The sequence below is a fragment of the Paraburkholderia sp. RL18-085-BIA-A genome, from assembly GCF_046027075.1.
GTDB lineage: Bacteria > Pseudomonadota > Gammaproteobacteria > Burkholderiales > Burkholderiaceae > Paraburkholderia.
Genome location: NZ_JARESU010000001.1, coordinates 196,947 through 211,343, shown reverse-complemented (window position 1 = coordinate 211,343; position 14,397 = coordinate 196,947). Strand labels below are relative to the sequence as shown.

The 14,397-nt window shown below is 65.7% G+C and carries 14 protein-coding genes; 9 read left to right on the top strand and 5 right to left on the bottom strand.

The genetic code is table 11. From position 1 onward, the window contains the following. The first annotated feature begins 114 nt into the window (after nucleotides 1-114). The 4 genes from hscB (at nucleotide 115) to iscX (ending at nucleotide 3,321) form a co-directional block, all read left to right on the top strand. The gene (gene hscB / locus P0D89_RS00935) at nucleotides 115-642 is read left to right on the top strand and encodes a Fe-S protein assembly co-chaperone HscB (protein WP_408376042.1); all 528 of its coding nucleotides are present in this window, start codon (nucleotides 115-117) and stop codon (nucleotides 640-642) included. Between the two features lie 117 nt (nucleotides 643-759). Beyond that, nucleotides 760-2,631, top strand: coding sequence for a Fe-S protein assembly chaperone HscA (gene hscA / locus P0D89_RS00930; protein WP_408376022.1), 1,872 nt, complete (start codon nucleotides 760-762; stop codon nucleotides 2,629-2,631). A 133-nt stretch (nucleotides 2,632-2,764) separates the two neighbouring features. Continuing rightward, nucleotides 2,765-3,106: an ISC system 2Fe-2S type ferredoxin gene (gene fdx / locus P0D89_RS00925; protein WP_408376021.1), complete on the top strand. Its 342-nt coding sequence runs from the start codon at nucleotides 2,765-2,767 to the stop codon at nucleotides 3,104-3,106. Between the two features lie 17 nt (nucleotides 3,107-3,123). Next, the gene (iscX, locus tag P0D89_RS00920) at nucleotides 3,124-3,321 is read left to right on the top strand and encodes a Fe-S cluster assembly protein IscX (RefSeq protein ID WP_013588918.1); all 198 of its coding nucleotides are present in this window, start codon (nucleotides 3,124-3,126) and stop codon (nucleotides 3,319-3,321) included. A 136-nt stretch (nucleotides 3,322-3,457) separates the two neighbouring features. Here the strand turns inward: iscX and P0D89_RS00915 are convergent, their stop codons facing one another. The 5 genes from P0D89_RS00915 to P0D89_RS00895 all read right to left on the bottom strand — a co-directional run bounded on the left by P0D89_RS00915 (nucleotide 3,458) and on the right by P0D89_RS00895 (nucleotide 10,338). Continuing rightward, nucleotides 3,458-4,198, bottom strand: a complete 741-nt coding sequence (locus tag P0D89_RS00915) for a glycine zipper 2TM domain-containing protein (protein WP_408376020.1) — start codon at nucleotides 4,196-4,198, stop codon at nucleotides 3,458-3,460. 309 nt (nucleotides 4,199-4,507) lie between these two features. Continuing rightward, complete coding sequence (lysS, locus tag P0D89_RS00910; RefSeq protein ID WP_408376019.1) at nucleotides 4,508-6,064, bottom strand: lysine--tRNA ligase; 1,557 nt, start codon at nucleotides 6,062-6,064, stop codon at nucleotides 4,508-4,510. Nucleotides 6,065-6,204: 140 nt separating this feature from the next. After that, nucleotides 6,205-7,309, bottom strand: a protein-coding gene (gene prfB / locus P0D89_RS00905) for a peptide chain release factor 2 (RefSeq protein WP_408376018.1) whose coding sequence is annotated in 2 segments (ribosomal slippage) — nucleotides 6,205-7,227 and nucleotides 7,229-7,309 — 1,104 coding nt in all. Because the reading frame shifts where the segments join, the coding sequence is not laid out codon by codon here. 160 nt (nucleotides 7,310-7,469) lie between these two features. After that, nucleotides 7,470-9,176, bottom strand: coding sequence for a single-stranded-DNA-specific exonuclease RecJ (gene recJ, locus P0D89_RS00900; protein WP_408376017.1), 1,707 nt, complete (start codon nucleotides 9,174-9,176; stop codon nucleotides 7,470-7,472). Between the two features lie 28 nt (nucleotides 9,177-9,204). Further along, a complete protein-coding gene (locus P0D89_RS00895; RefSeq protein ID WP_408376016.1) occupies nucleotides 9,205-10,338 on the bottom strand; it encodes a regulator in 1,134 nt (377 codons plus the stop codon). A 145-nt stretch (nucleotides 10,339-10,483) separates the two neighbouring features. Here P0D89_RS00895 and P0D89_RS00890 point away from each other — a divergent pair, with 145 nt between their 5' ends. The 5 genes from P0D89_RS00890 to P0D89_RS00870 all read left to right on the top strand — a co-directional run bounded on the left by P0D89_RS00890 (nucleotide 10,484) and on the right by P0D89_RS00870 (nucleotide 14,321). Then, complete coding sequence (locus P0D89_RS00890) at nucleotides 10,484-10,729, top strand: hypothetical protein (RefSeq protein WP_408376015.1); 246 nt, start codon at nucleotides 10,484-10,486, stop codon at nucleotides 10,727-10,729. A gap of 501 nt (nucleotides 10,730-11,230) precedes the next feature. Further along, nucleotides 11,231-12,484 carry a lipoprotein-releasing ABC transporter permease subunit gene (locus tag P0D89_RS00885; protein ID WP_408376014.1) on the top strand — a complete coding sequence of 418 codons (1,254 nt, stop codon included), beginning with the start codon at nucleotides 11,231-11,233 and terminating at the stop codon, nucleotides 12,482-12,484. Then, nucleotides 12,477-13,220 (top strand): lipoprotein-releasing ABC transporter ATP-binding protein LolD, encoded by a 744-nt coding sequence (lolD, locus tag P0D89_RS00880; RefSeq protein ID WP_408376013.1) that lies wholly within the window; start codon nucleotides 12,477-12,479, stop codon nucleotides 13,218-13,220. Before P0D89_RS00885 ends, lolD begins: the two co-directional genes overlap by 8 nt. Before the next feature lie 50 nt (nucleotides 13,221-13,270). Then, the gene (locus P0D89_RS00875) at nucleotides 13,271-14,059 is read left to right on the top strand and encodes a TatD family hydrolase (RefSeq protein ID WP_408376012.1); all 789 of its coding nucleotides are present in this window, start codon (nucleotides 13,271-13,273) and stop codon (nucleotides 14,057-14,059) included. Nucleotides 14,060-14,171: 112 nt separating this feature from the next. Beyond that, nucleotides 14,172-14,321 carry a hypothetical protein gene (locus tag P0D89_RS00870; RefSeq protein WP_408376011.1) on the top strand — a complete coding sequence of 50 codons (150 nt, stop codon included), beginning with the start codon at nucleotides 14,172-14,174 and terminating at the stop codon, nucleotides 14,319-14,321. Nucleotides 14,322-14,397 lie beyond the last annotated feature (76 nt).

The following is a 14,397-nucleotide window of genomic DNA, read 5'->3' as shown; positions in this document are numbered from 1 at the left end:
CGGATCAAAGGCGGCGCGGGCCGCCTTTTTAGTTTGATCCGCGTTTTCGAGTTTCGCGCCGCGTTTATAGACCAGCACTCCGGTGCGCTTTCCTGAATGGACTCCTTCTATCCGATGGCCTCGCTGAAAGACAGCCACTTCGACCTGTTCGATCTGCCGGCGCAATTCGCGCTCGACGCGGCAACGCTCGATCACGCCTACCGCACGGTGCAGGCGCAAGTGCATCCGGACCGCTTCGCGGCAGCCGGCGATGCGCAAAAGCGCGTTGCCATGCAATGGGCGACGCGCGCCAACGAGGCGTATCAGACGCTGCGGGATCCGCTCAGACGCGCGCGGTATCTGCTGTTGCTGCGCGGCATCGACGTCGGCGTGGAGAACAATACGGCGATGGAGCCGGCGTTCCTGATGCAGCAGATGGAGTGGCGCGAGAGCATCGAAGACGCCGCCGCGGCGAAGAACGTCGACGCGCTCGACGCGTTGCTCACCGAACTGCGCAACGAGGAGCGCATGCGTTTCGACAAGCTCGGCGCATCGCTCGACAGCGGCGCGAATCAGGCGGGGGGCGAGGCGGTGCGGCAGTTGATGTTCATCGAGCGGGTGGCGTCGGAAATCGGCGCGCAGATCGAGCGGCTCGAGAACTAGCGTTTTAGCGCGGCGCGTCGTCGGCATGAGGCGAGGAGCCAACAGCCAGCAGCCGTAGCATTACATCCAGCAACGCGAAAATTCAGGACGGGGCACAGCGGCCCCGAGAAGATCCAGATGGCCTTACTGCAAATCTCCGAACCCGGCATGGCGCCGGCGCCTCACCAGCGGCGTCTGGCGGTCGGCATAGATCTCGGCACCACCAACTCCCTCGTCGCCGCCGTGCGCAGCGGCGTGCCCGACGTGCTGCCCGACGCGGACGGCCACGTGCTGCTGCCGTCGGTGGTGCGCTACCTGGAAAAAGGCGGCCGCCGCATCGGCCGCAAGGCGAAGGCCGAAGCGGTGAGCGATCCGCGCAACACGATCGTCTCGGTCAAGCGCTTCATGGGCCGCGGCAAGGCGGAAGTGGAGGGCGCCGAAAACGCGCCGTACGAATTCATCGACGCGCCCGGCATGGTGCAGATCCGCACGGTCGACGGCGTGAAGAGTCCGGTCGAAGTGTCGGCCGAAATTCTCGCGACGTTGCGCCAGCGCGCCGAAGACACGCTCGGTGACGAGCTGGTCGGCGCGGTCATCACGGTGCCCGCGTATTTCGACGAAGCCCAGCGCCAGGCGACCAAGGACGCCGCGCGTCTGGCCGGCCTGAACGTGCTGCGGCTGCTGAACGAACCGACCGCGGCGGCGATCGCCTACGGCCTCGACAACGGCTCCGAAGGGCTGTACGCGGTGTACGACCTCGGCGGCGGCACCTTCGACCTGTCGATTCTCAAGCTCACCAAGGGCGTGTTCGAAGTGCTCGCGGCGGGCGGCGATTCCGCGCTCGGCGGCGACGATTTCGATCACGCGCTGTATCGCCACGTGCTGGAGCAGGCGGGCATCGCGCGGCAATCGCTCGCAGCCGAAGACGTGCGCCTGCTGCTCGACAGCGTGCGCGAGGCCAAGGAGGCGTTGTCCGATGCGCCTGAGGCTACCCTTGCGGCGACGCTGTCGAACGGCACCAGGCTCGATCTGGCGATCACTGAGGCCACTTTCGAGGCGATCACTCAGGCGCTGGTCCAGCGCACGCTCGGCCCGACCAAAAAGGCGCTGCGCGACGCCAAAGTGACGACGAAGGAAATCAAAGGTGTAGTGCTGGTCGGCGGCGCGACGCGCATGCCGGTGATCCGCCGCGCGGTCGAGGCGTTTTTCGGCCAGCCGCCGCTCGTCAACCTCGACCCGGATCAGGTCGTCGCGCTCGGCGCGGCGATCCAGGCCGATCTGCTCGCGGGCAACCGTAGTGCGGACGGCGACGACTGGCTGTTGCTCGACGTGATCCCGCTGTCGCTCGGGGTCGAGACGATGGGCGGGCTCACCGAGAAGATCATCCCGCGCAACTCGACCATCCCGGTTGCCCGCGCGCAGGATTTCACGACCTTCAAGGACGGCCAGACCGCGATGGCGATCCACGTCGTGCAAGGCGAGCGCGAGCTCGTCAGCGACTGCCGTTCGCTCGCTCGTTTCGAGCTGCGCGGCATTCCGCCGATGGCCGCCGGCGCGGCGCGCATCCGCGTGACCTATCAGGTGGACGCCGACGGCCTGCTGTCGGTGTTCGCGCGTGAGCAGGGCTCGGGCGTGGAAGCGTCGGTGGTGGTCAAGCCGTCGTACGGTCTCGCCGACGACGACATCGCCCGCATGCTCGAAGACAGCTTCTCGACCGCCGAAGTCGACATGCGCGCGCGTGCGCTGCGCGAGGCGCAGGTCGAAGCGCGGCGTCTGGTGGAAGCCACCGACGCGGCGCTCGCCGCCGACGCTGAACTGCTCGACGACAGCGAGCGTGCCGCGCTCGACGCGCTGCTCACCGCGCTGCGCAGCATCGCACAAAGCGACGCCGCCGATGCGATCGAAGCCGCGACCAAGGCGCTCGCCGAAGGCACCGACGAATTTGCCGCTCGCCGCATGAACAAGGGCATTCGCCGCGCGCTCGCCGGCCGCAAGCTCGACGAGATCTGAGTGTGGCGGGCCGGCCGGTGCGCCGGCCATAAACTCGAGCGCGCCGTGCGGACTTAAAAAGTCCCCACGGCGCCAGTAAAATGGTGCGGAGCCCGTTGGCGGCCGCCGCACCTCAGACCGAAACGGAAAATGTATGCCTCAAATCGTTGTGCTGCCCCACGTCGAACTGTGCCCGGAAGGCGCGGTGATCGACGCCGTGCCCGGCAAGAGCATTTGCGACAACCTGCTCGATAACGGCATCGAAATCGAGCATGCGTGCGAGAAGTCCTGCGCGTGCACGACCTGTCACGTGATCGTGCGTGAGGGTTTCGCCGCCTTGACGCCTTCCGAGGAAGACGAGGACGATCTGCTGGACAAGGCATGGGGGCTCGAACCAGCCTCGCGTCTGTCGTGCCAGGCATTGGCGCCGGCAGAGCAGGATCTGGTCGTCGAAATTCCGCGTTATTCGATCAATCACGCGAAGGAAAACCACTAACAAAGGAGGATGCAGCCATGAAGTGGACCGACACGCAAGACATTGCGATGGCTCTGACTGACAAGCATCAGGACGTCGATCCGCAGCAGGTGCGCTTCACCGACCTGCACCGCTGGGTCACCGAACTCGAAGGGTTCGACGACGATCCCAACCGTTCCAACGAAAAGATCCTCGAAGCGATTCAGGCTGCATGGATTGAAGACGCGGATTACTGAAACGCGTTCTCCTGTGCGCCCGTTGTTCGTTCGCCGGCTGCATCGCGACAAAGAAAAAGGCGATTCCATCGGAATCGCTTTTTTAACGCCCGCGCAAAGCCGCGCTGCCTCCCTGGGTCTTCGCGTTTGCGTCGGCCTAGCCAGCGACCAGTGTGCCGTTTTCGACCCGCACGTGCTGGCCTTGCTGGAACGGCGGCGCTTCGTGGTACGTGAAGTAGCGCGTCTTGCCGTTTTCCATCCGCACGCGCACTGAATACGACGTCGAGCTGCGGATATGCTTTTCGACCGAGTTGCCGGCCAGACCGCCGCCGAGCGCGCCGAGCAGCGTCATCGCCGTGCGGCCGCCGCCGGAGCCGAACTGATTGCCGACCACGCCCCCGGCCACCGCGCCGCCGACCGCGCCGATCCCAGTGCCGTGACCTTCCTGATGCACCGCCGAGATCGCGACGACCGTGCCGCAAGTCGAGCAGTACGCAGGTTGAGGCGCCGGCTGTTGCGCGTACTGCGGCGCGGGCTGCGCTTGCTGCTGCTGGGTGAGTTGTTGCTGCTGCGGTGCCGGTGCTGGTGGTGCCGGCGCTGGCTCGGGCGGCGCGGCTTGCTGAACTTGCTGCGGCTGCTGCTGCGCGAGCTGTTGCTGCTGTGCCGCGCCATTGGCAGGTGCCGCCGAATCGATGACGGGTGGTTGGCCCTGTTGCTGGGCGGTCACTTGCGCGGCCTGGGTCTGATCGGTCTGCGCACCTGTGCCCGACGCCTTCGAAAACAGACCCGTAACTGCCGCGGTCCCGGCGAGACTCGCGATGATCACTGCGCCCGCCGCGGTCGCGATCAGCGGATGAAGCCGGCGTGGCTGTGTGATTCGGTTATCGGGATTGTCCATGTTGACCTCCGTCTCTGGCAGAGTCGACTGTATTGAGACTGAGTGTCCGGGAATTCGATCCCGGCGGCGTTTCATTTTGTAACCGCTCGCGGGCAGCCCCACGCAGCGATGCCGCGGCAACCTGCGCGCAGCGGCTTGGTCTTTGCAACGTTCGAAAAAGTTGCTCAGCACGACAGCGCGACCGCGTTTTGCTCAGCTTTTACCGATGGTTACAAACGTCGTCCGACGCCAACGCTATCTTGCATGCGCCGCAAGAAAAAACGCCCGGCTACGACCCGGGCGTTTGCTTAGATGCGAACCGCGTAACGATCAGTCTTCGCGGCGCAGATGCGGGAACAGAATTACGTCGCGAATGCTTGGGCTGTCGGTCAGCATCATCACCAGACGGTCGATGCCGATTCCGCAACCGCCGGCGGGCGGCATCCCGTATTCGAGCGCGCGGATGTAGTCGGCGTCATAGAACATCGCTTCCTCGTCGCCGGCGTCTTTCTGGTCGACCTGCTTCTTGAAGCGGGCCGCCTGATCTTCCGGATCGTTCAGCTCCGAGAAGCCGTTGGCGATTTCACGACCCGTGATGAACAGCTCGAAACGCTCGGTGATGCCGTTGACCTTGTCCGACGCGCGCGCGAGCGGCGACACCTCGATCGGGTAGTCGATGATGTAAGTCGGCTCCCACAATTGCGACTCGGCGGTCTCTTCGAACAGCGCCAGCTGCAGCGAGCCCACGCCCGCATTCAGGAACTGCGGTTGCGACGCGTCGATGCCGAACTTCTTCAGCTCGGTGCGCAGGAACCCGCTGTCCGCCAGTTGTTCGTTCGTGTACTGCGGCGCGTACTTCTGGATCGCCTGGGTGATGGTCAGCCGATGGAACGGCTTGGCCAGATCGAGTTCGCGGCCCTGATACGTGATCGTGGCCGTGCCCAATGCGTCGATCGCGGCCTGGCGGATCAACTGCTCGGTGAAATCCATCACCCACTTGTAATCGGTGTACGCAGCGTAGAACTCGATCATCGTGAATTCCGGATTGTGGCGCACGGACACGCCCTCATTGCGGAAGTTACGGTTGATCTCGAACACACGCTCGAAGCCGCCGACCACCAGCCGCTTCAGATACAGTTCCGGCGCGATGCGCAGGAACATCTGCATGTCGAGCGCGTTGTGATGCGTGGTGAACGGCTTGGCCGCCGCGCCGCCCGGAATCGGGTGCAGCATCGGCGTTTCGACTTCCATGAAGGCGGCGTCGGCCATGAACTTGCGGATCGACGAAATGGCCTTGGTGCGCGCGACGAAAGTCTTGCGCGTTTCCGGCGTGACAATCAGATCGACGTAGCGCTGGCGATACTTCATCTCCTGGTCCGACAGACCATGGAACTTGTCCGGCAGCGGACGCAGCGACTTCGACAGCAGACGCAATTCGGTGCAGCGCACCGACAGCTCGCCCTTGTTGGTGCGGAACAGCACGCCACGCGCCGCCACGATGTCGCCCATGTCCCACTTCTTGAACGCGTCGTACGTTTCCTGACCGACGTCGGCCGGCGTGATGAAGAACTGGATCTGACCCGAGCCGTCACGCACGGTCGCGAAGCTCGCCTTGCCCATCACGCGCTTGAGCATCATGCGGCCGGCGATCGCGACTTCGAGCGGATTCGCTTCGAGCGCTTCCTTGTCGGCATGCTCGTACTGTTCCTGCAGATCTTCGGCGTGGTGCGTGGGACGGAAGTCGTTCGGATAGGCGATGCCTTGTTCACGCAACTCGCGCAGCTTTTCGCGGCGCTCGGCGATGATCTTGTTGTCGTCCACTTCGGGCGCGACATTCGGCTGGGCCGCATTAGGCTGGGCCGCATTCGGCTGGGTCGGTTCAGTCATGATGATTTGGTATTCGGTGGGCCGCCGCGGAGTGCCCCGCAGGCGGGAGGCCAGTCAGTGTAAAAACCTCAGGCGGTATAAAGAAACAGCGAAGCAACAGCGAAGATGCCGCGCGGCCTGGCTGGCCGCGCCGGCTGCGCTTAAACGCCCTGTTTCAGGCTGGCGCTGATGAACGGATCGAGGTCGCCGTCGAGCACGCTCTTGGTGTTACTGATTTCGACGTTGGTGCGCAGATCCTTGATACGGCTATTGTCCAGCACGTACGAGCGGATCTGATGACCCCAGCCCACATCGGTCTTGCCGGCTTCGAGCTTGTCCTGCTCGGCCTGACGCTTGCGGATTTCCGCTTCGTACAGGCGCGATTTCAGCATCGCCATGGCTTCGGCGCGGTTGCGGTGCTGCGAACGGTCGTTCTGACACTGCACGACGATGCCCGACGGCATGTGCGTGATACGCACCGCGGAGTCGGTCTTGTTGATGTGCTGACCGCCCGCGCCGGACGCGCGGTACGTGTCGATACGCAAATCGGCCGGATTGATGTCCACTTCGATCGAGTCGTCGATTTCCGGGTACACGAACACCGACGAGAACGACGTATGACGGCCGCCCGACGAGTCGAACGGCGACTTGCGCACGAGCCGGTGCACGCCGGTTTCGGTGCGCAGGAAGCCGTAAGCGTATTCGCCTTCGATCTTGAGCGTGGCGTTCTTGATGCCCGCGACGTCGCCGTCGGTTTGCTCCAGCACTTCGGTCTTGAAGCCCTTGCGCTCGCAGTAGCGCAGATACTGACGCAGCAGCATCGACGCCCAGTCGCACGCCTCGGTGCCGCCGGCGCCGGCCTGGATGTCGAGGAACGCGTTGTTCGGGTCGGCCGGGTTCGCGAACATCCGGCGGAATTCCATGTCGGCCACGCGCGCTTCGAGCGCTTGCGCATCGGTTTCGCAGGCGATCAGCGTTTCGTCGTCACCTTCTTCACGGGCCATCTCGAACAGGTCCTGGGCGTCGCGCAGGTCGTTGTGCAGCGACGTGAGCTTGCCGACCGTGTCGTCGAGCAGCTTCTTTTCCCGGCCGAGCGCCTGGGCATGCTTCGAGTCGTTCCAGATGTCCGGATCTTCGAGTTCCCGGTTGACTTCGATTAGACGCAGTGCTTTGTCGTCGTAGTCAAAGATACCCCCGTAGGTCGGCCGCGCGCGTGCGCAGGTCCGCCAGAGAGGCTTCGATCGCGTTGAGACGTTCCGCTTCCATGTCGATCTTTTATAGCTTCGTAAAAAGGGGAAATTATAGCCGATCGGCGCGGCGCGCCGGAGGCTCTTGAGCGCTCCGGCGCGTGTTTGGACTTGATTTTGTGGAGATTTTCAGCGATTGACGGGCGCGACGCGACGGCTCGCCAGCCCAGCCGACCGGTTCAGCTCACCGCATGCTCGACGATCAGTTGCACGCGCGACACGCCGTTCCACGTGTCGCTCGCCAGCCGGTAAGCGACGGTGGTGTGCGCGGGCAGCGTGTCGGTGTGATTGAACCAGATCGCGTTGAAGCGCTGGCGGCCGCGCACGAGCTGCAGCTTCAGGTGCTTGTCCTTGACCAGCGCCTGCGACGCGATGTCGAATTCGCCCGAAAACACCGGCGCTGGAAAGCCCTGGCCCCATACGGCCGCATCGAGCATTTCGACGAATTGCGGCGTGAAGTATGCGTCCTCGAGTTCGCCGTCGGTTTCCACGGTGCGCGACAGCGCGTCCGCGGACAGCCACTCGCGGCCGACCGCTTCGAACGCGGCGCTGAAACGCGGCACGTCGGCGGCGGCGAGCGTCAGGCCCGCGGCCATCGCGTGGCCGCCGAACTTGGCGATCAGGTTGGGTTCGCGCTTCGAGATCAGATCGAGCGCGTCGCGCAGATGGAAGCCCGCGATCGAGCGGCCCGAGCCTTTGACGGTCTGGCCGCTGTCGTCGGCGAGCGCGAAGGTGAACGAGGGCCGGTGGAATTTTTCCTTCAGCCGGCCGGCGACGATCCCGATCACGCCCTGATGCCAGCCCGGATTGAACAGCGTGATGGTGGTCGCGCCGTCGGGGTCGATCGTCGAGAGGTCGTCGAGCGCTTGTTGCTGCATGCCGGCTTCGATCTCGCGGCGTTCGCGGTTCATCGTGTCGAGCTGCTGCGCAAGCTCCCACGCGCGGCCGACGTCGTCGGTGGTCAGACATTCGATCCCGAGTGACATGTCCGACAGCCGCCCGGCCGCATTCAGCCGGGGCCCAAGCGCGAAGCCGAGGTCGAAGCCCGACGCGCTGCGGGCGTCGCGCGCGGCGGCGCGAAAGAGGGCGGCGATGCCCGGCTGCATCCGGCCTTTGCGGATGCGCTGCAAACCCTGCGCGACCAGCACGCGGTTGTTGCCGTCGAGCTTGACCACGTCGGCAACCGTGCCAAGCGCGACCAGGTCGAGCAGGCCGTCCAGACGCGGTTCGGGCAACGCGTCACCGAACGCGCCGCGGCGGCGCAATTCCGCGCGCAACGCGAGCAGCACATAAAACATCACGCCGACCCCCGCGATGCACTTGCTCGGAAACGTGCAGCCCGGCTGGTTCGGATTGACGATCGCGCGGGCGGCGGGCAATTCGTCGCCCGGCAGGTGGTGATCGGTCACCAGCACGTCGATGCCGAGCGCGTTGGCCGCCGCGACCCCGTCGACGCTGGCGATGCCGTTATCTACCGTGATCAGCAGGTCCGGCTTGCCCGACGCGCCGCGCGCGGCCAGTGCGACGATCTCCGGCGTGAGACCGTAGCCGTACTCGAAGCGGTTCGGCACCAGGTAGTCGATCCGGGCGCCGAACATGCGCAGCCCGCGCACCGCGACCGCGCAGGCGGTGGCGCCGTCGCAGTCGTAGTCGGCGACCACCAGCACGCGGCGCTTGTGCTGGATCGCATCGGCGAGCAACGCGGCGGCGTCTTCGCAGCCTTTGAGCCCGGCGGGCGGTACGAGCCGCGCGAGGCCGGTTTCGATTTCATCGGGCAGGCACACACCGCGCGCCGCGTACAGACGCGCGAGCACCGGATGCAGGCCGTGGCGGGTGAGGATTTCGGCGTCGACCGGGGAGCAGGTGCGCGTAACGATTCGAGTCATTCGGAGAGGCCGTGGATCAGGCGATGAGTCATTCGATCAGAAGCGAGGCCAGCACGCGCCGCCGCCAGAATTTGCGCAGGTCGCCGCGCGTGACGGTGAGCGTCACCGAGCCGGTGTCGCCGCACAGGGTCAGGCCGAGTTCGTCGAGCCGGCCGGATTGCAGCGCGGCCAGCGCGGGTTCGAACCAGTCGGTTTGCACGGTGGCGAACGCGTGGTTCCAGCGCGCCCAGTCCTGCTCGATGTAGGGTGCGGAGAACGGGTCGAGTTCGACCAGCGTGCCGGTTGCATTGGCGCTCGCGGTTGCAGCGGATGAATTTCCATTTGCGTCGCCAGCTCGGCTTGCCAGCGCGCCGAACGACGCCGGCGGCGCGCCGGTTTCGACGCCGGCGCTCATTGCGAGGCCACGCGTCGCGGCGGCGTCGGAGAACACTCGCGCAAACGGGCTGCGCACCGGCTGCGCCGCGCCTTGCGCGTGAAACCAGATCGAGTTGACGGCCGGCAGCCCGCGCGCCTCGCGCGCTTCGTTGACTGGATGCTCGAACCACGCCATCTGCACTTCGTTCTGCAGCTTCATCCACGCGCGCGAACGCTCGCCGGAATGCGCTTCGTGCGGCAGCCAGATTTCGATGTTGCGGCCGCTCGCGCGCAACGGCGACGCGCCCGCCAGCATGCCGAAGCCGTCGCCCGACAGATACCAGCGCGCGGGCTTGGGCGCCTCGATGCGCACGCCGAGTTCCTCGATCAGCGGCCGGGCGACCGCTAGCAGCGCGCGGGCTTCGTCGTCGGACAGTTCGAGCGACGCGGGATCGATCAGCACCAGGTGATCATGCGCGATGCGCACATGCACCGGCTGCACGCAGCCCCACGTCGCGCTGCCGGGCTCGCCACCGTCGGCGCGCAGCATGTAGGGGGCGAGCGGCGCTTCGTCGGCGGCCGCCGCGCCGACCGGCAGCGCGCCGAACTGCCGGGCCACCCAGCGCTCGTGCGGCAGCGTGCGCTGAAAATCCTCGCCGACCACCCGTTCGACCAGCGTCGCGCGCGCGATCAACCGGTCGAGGGCCGGGCTCTGGATGTCGTGAAGGGCGGTGGAGGCGTCCGCTGCGGCGGGCAGCGCGAAGGGCAGGAGCAGATGGATACGGTTGGCGAGCATGATGCTGCGCATTGTAGGGCAAAGAGTGCGAGTATTCCGACCACAAGCTTCCCGCTCGACGACTCGCGGCGACGCCCGGCCCACCGGTTGGCCGCCGGCCGCGCGGACGTCGCAGCAGCCGCGCGCGGCGGCACCGCGCGTCACGATGGAGACCGGCATGTCGCGTGAACTCAAAACCGAGCGGGAACTGCTCGAACTGGTCGTGCAGGCGCTTGATGCGAACCCGGTTACGGCCGGCTGGATTCCGACCGGTTTCCACGAGACGGTCGAGGACGAGGACGGCTGCAACTGGGACATCAGCCATCTGCACCGCGACCGCAAGGATGCGGATGCGCGCGAGGAGGCGAGCAGGGCTGCCGCAGGGGTTATTAATGAGCTGCGCGGGCGTTATAACTTGCGTTAGCGGTGTTGGATGCGGATTGCGGCACGCCGGATGCCGAACGAAGCGCGGCCCGGCGACCCGACGACGACTACGCTTCGAACCCGTCGCCGCGGAGCGAACGCGTGCCCGTATGGCCAGCTTTTGCGCTAGCGGATCGGGCCCGGCCCAGGACCGCCGGGCCTGCTTCCCCGGTCCTTTCCTGTACGGCCTTTGCGCGAGCCGGCGGCATTGTATGGCAAACTTCGCGCTTGATCGGCGGTGGCGCCGGCGGTTGCTGCGGTGACAACAACGGCGGCGCGGCTCCCAAAGCGCACAGTGGATCGCAGCGGCGCGCGTCTTGCCATCACAAACGCCACACAGCGAACGCCCCACGGCGCGGCGCCACCGGAACCATCGGCGCCGCCGCGACACCAATGATCACGACGCTCGGGCCGCGCGACAGACGTTTCACGTCCTTCGCGCGCAGCATAAAGGTGAAGCGCAGCCGAACGGCCGGGCCGAACAACGCAGAAAAGGATTCGCTTGAAATTTCCCTACGAATGGCAGATTGGCTGGCGCTACACGCGCGCCGGCAAACGCACGACCGGCAACGGCTTCATTTCTTTCATCGCGCTGGTGTCGATGTCGGGCATCGCGCTCGGCGTCGCGGCGCTGATCGTCGTGTTGTCGGTGATGAACGGCTTTCAGAAAGAGGTGCGCGACCGGATGCTGTCGGTGCTCGCGCATGTTGAAATCTTTTCACCGACCGGGTCGATGCCCAACTGGCAACTGACCGCCCAGGAAGCGCGCCAGAACAAGGAGGTGATCGGCGCGGCGCCGTACGTCGAAGCGCAGGCGCTCCTCACGCGCCAGGACGCTGTGAGCGGCGTCGCGCTGCGCGGCGTCGAGCCGACGCTCGAGCCTGAAGTGTCCGACATCGGCAAGGAAATGAAAGGCGGCAGGCTGGCCGATCTCGTGCCGGGCGACTTCGGCATCGTGCTGGGCGCGGACCTCGCCACCAATCTCGGCGTGCAGCTGAACGACAAGATCACGCTGGTCGCGCCCGAAGGCACGATCACGCCGGCCGGCATGCTGCCGCGCCTGAAGCAGTTCACGGTGGTGGGCATCTTCGAGTCGGGGCATTACGAGTACGACAGCACGCTCGCGCTGATCAACATCAAGGACGCGCAGGCGCTGTTCCGCCTGCCCGCGCCGACCGGCGTGCGGCTGCGTCTGACCGACATGCAGCGCGCGCCGGAAGTCGCGCATCAGCTTGCGCGCAGCCTGTCGGGCGATCTCTACATCCGCGACTGGACTCAGCAGAACAAGACCTGGTTCTCGGCGGTGCAGATCGAAAAGCGCATGATGTTCATCATCCTCACGCTGATCATCGCGGTGGCCGCGTTCAATCTCGTCTCCTCGCTGGTAATGACGGTGACCAACAAGCAGGCCGACATCGCGATCCTGCGCACGCTCGGCGCGCAGCCCGGCTCGATCATGAAGATCTTCGTCGTGCAGGGCGTGACGATCGGCTTCATCGGTACGGCGACCGGCGTCGCGCTCGGCTGCCTGATCGCGTGGAGCATTCCCTGGCTCGTGCCGATGATCGAGCATCTGCTCGGCGTGCAGTTCTTGCCGCCGTCGGTGTACTTCATCAGCGAGCTGCCGTCGGAGCTGATTCCAGCCGACGTCGCGCGCATCGGCATCATCGCGTTCCTGATGTCGGCGGTGGCGACCCTTTACCCGAGCTGGCGCGGCGCGAAAGTCCGTCCGGCGGAGGCGCTGCGCTATGAATGACCGTTCCGCCAACTTATCCATGCCCACTCAGGACACCGCGCAGCATCCGTACGTGCTCGAAGCCACCGGCATTTCCAAATCGTTCGTGCAGGGCGGTCTGAACGTGCAGGTGCTCAACAATACCGAACTGAACGTGCGGCGCGGCGAGAAGCTGGCGATCGTCGGCGCGTCGGGCTCCGGCAAGAGCACGCTGCTGCACGTGCTCGGCGGCCTCGACGATCCGAGCGCCGGTCATGTGTCGGTGATGGGCAAGCCGTTCACGCAGCTCTCCGAGCGCGAACGCAACGACTTGCGCAATCGCGCGCTCGGTTTCGTCTACCAGTTCCATCATCTGCTGCCGGAGTTTTCCGCGCTCGACAACGTCGCGATGCCGCTGCGGATTCGCCGCATGACGACCGAAGCCGCGCGCCGCGAAGCGCTCCAGGTGCTGGAGCGGGTCGGCATGGGGCATCGCGCGAAGCATCGTCCGGGTGAGCTTTCGGGCGGCGAGCGTCAGCGCGTGGCGATCGCGCGGGCACTGGTCACCAGGCCGGCGTGCGTGCTCGCCGACGAACCCACCGGCAACCTCGACGGCGGCACCGCCGATACCGTGTTCAACCTGATGCTCGAACTGTCGCAAACGCTCGAAACGAGTTTCGTGATCGTCACGCACGACCCGGAACTGGCCGGCCGCTGCGACCGCATCATGCGGCTGCGCGACGGCGTGCTGCACGAAGAGCCGCCGGTGCCGGTCTGACGGCAGGCCACTTGCCGTGAGCCGCTGCCGTTAGTCTGACGAGGTCTGTCATGTGGATCGATACGCACTGCCATCTCGACGCTGCGGAGTTCGACGCCGACCGCGACGCGGTCGCGGCGGCGGCACGCGGCGCGGGTGTCACGCGCATTGTGATTCCGGCGATCGGCAAGCAGAATTTCGCCGCGGTGCGCGAGCTTGCGCGTCGGGTCGACGGCGGCGCCTATGCGCTCGGGATTCATCCGCTCTTCACGCCGGGCGCCGACGAGCGCGATCTCGACCTGCTGCGCATGGAGATCGAGGCGAGTCTCGACGATCCGCTGTTCGTCGGCATTGGCGAGATCGGGCTCGACTATTTCGTCGACGGTCTCGACGATGCGCGCCAGCAATTCTTCTACAACGGTCAACTGCAGCTTGCGCGCGAATTCGACCTGCCGGTGATCTGCCATGTGCGCAAATCGCAGGATCAGGTGATCAAGGGACTGCGGCGGCATCAGATCCATCGCGGCATCGCGCACGCGTTCAACGGTAGTTTCCAGCAGGCCCAGGCCTACATCGATCAGGGCATGCATCTGGGCTTCGGCGGCAACCTGACGTTCGAGCGCGCACGGCAAATCCGTCGTCTTGCCGAGCAGTTGCCGTTCGACGCGCTGGTCGTCGAAACCGATGCGCCGGACATTGCCCCTTCGTGGATGTACAAGCAGCGCAACTCGCCGGAGCAGATCCCGGGCATCGGAGCGGGCCTCGCGCAACTGCGCGGCATGAGCGCCGACGAAACCGCCCTAGGCACAACGGCTAACGCGCTCGCCGCGCTGCCTCGGCTCGCACTTTCCTCTGCATAATCGAACTCGTTGGTCTGAGTGGTTCGCGCCGGGCGATACCCACGCCCGGCGGGCTCGCTGACGCCCGTTCGCCGGATGTTGTGTCGTTCGGCGTTTGCTGGACGGAGGGCGAATGCGGGCAGGGTGGTGCGGGTTTGCGTTAGGGGTGATCTGGCTGCAACGGCAGGCGGCGTTGCCGGATTGGGCGGGCTGGTGCGGATTGATTGTGCTGGGCGGGGTGGCGCTTGCCTTCGCGGTTTGGGGGGGCGTGCTGATGCGATGATGGTCGCGCATTGGCGGACGACGGCTGCAGCGGATGCGACGGTGCGGCGCTTACGGCTCGATAGGCATGTGCGGTT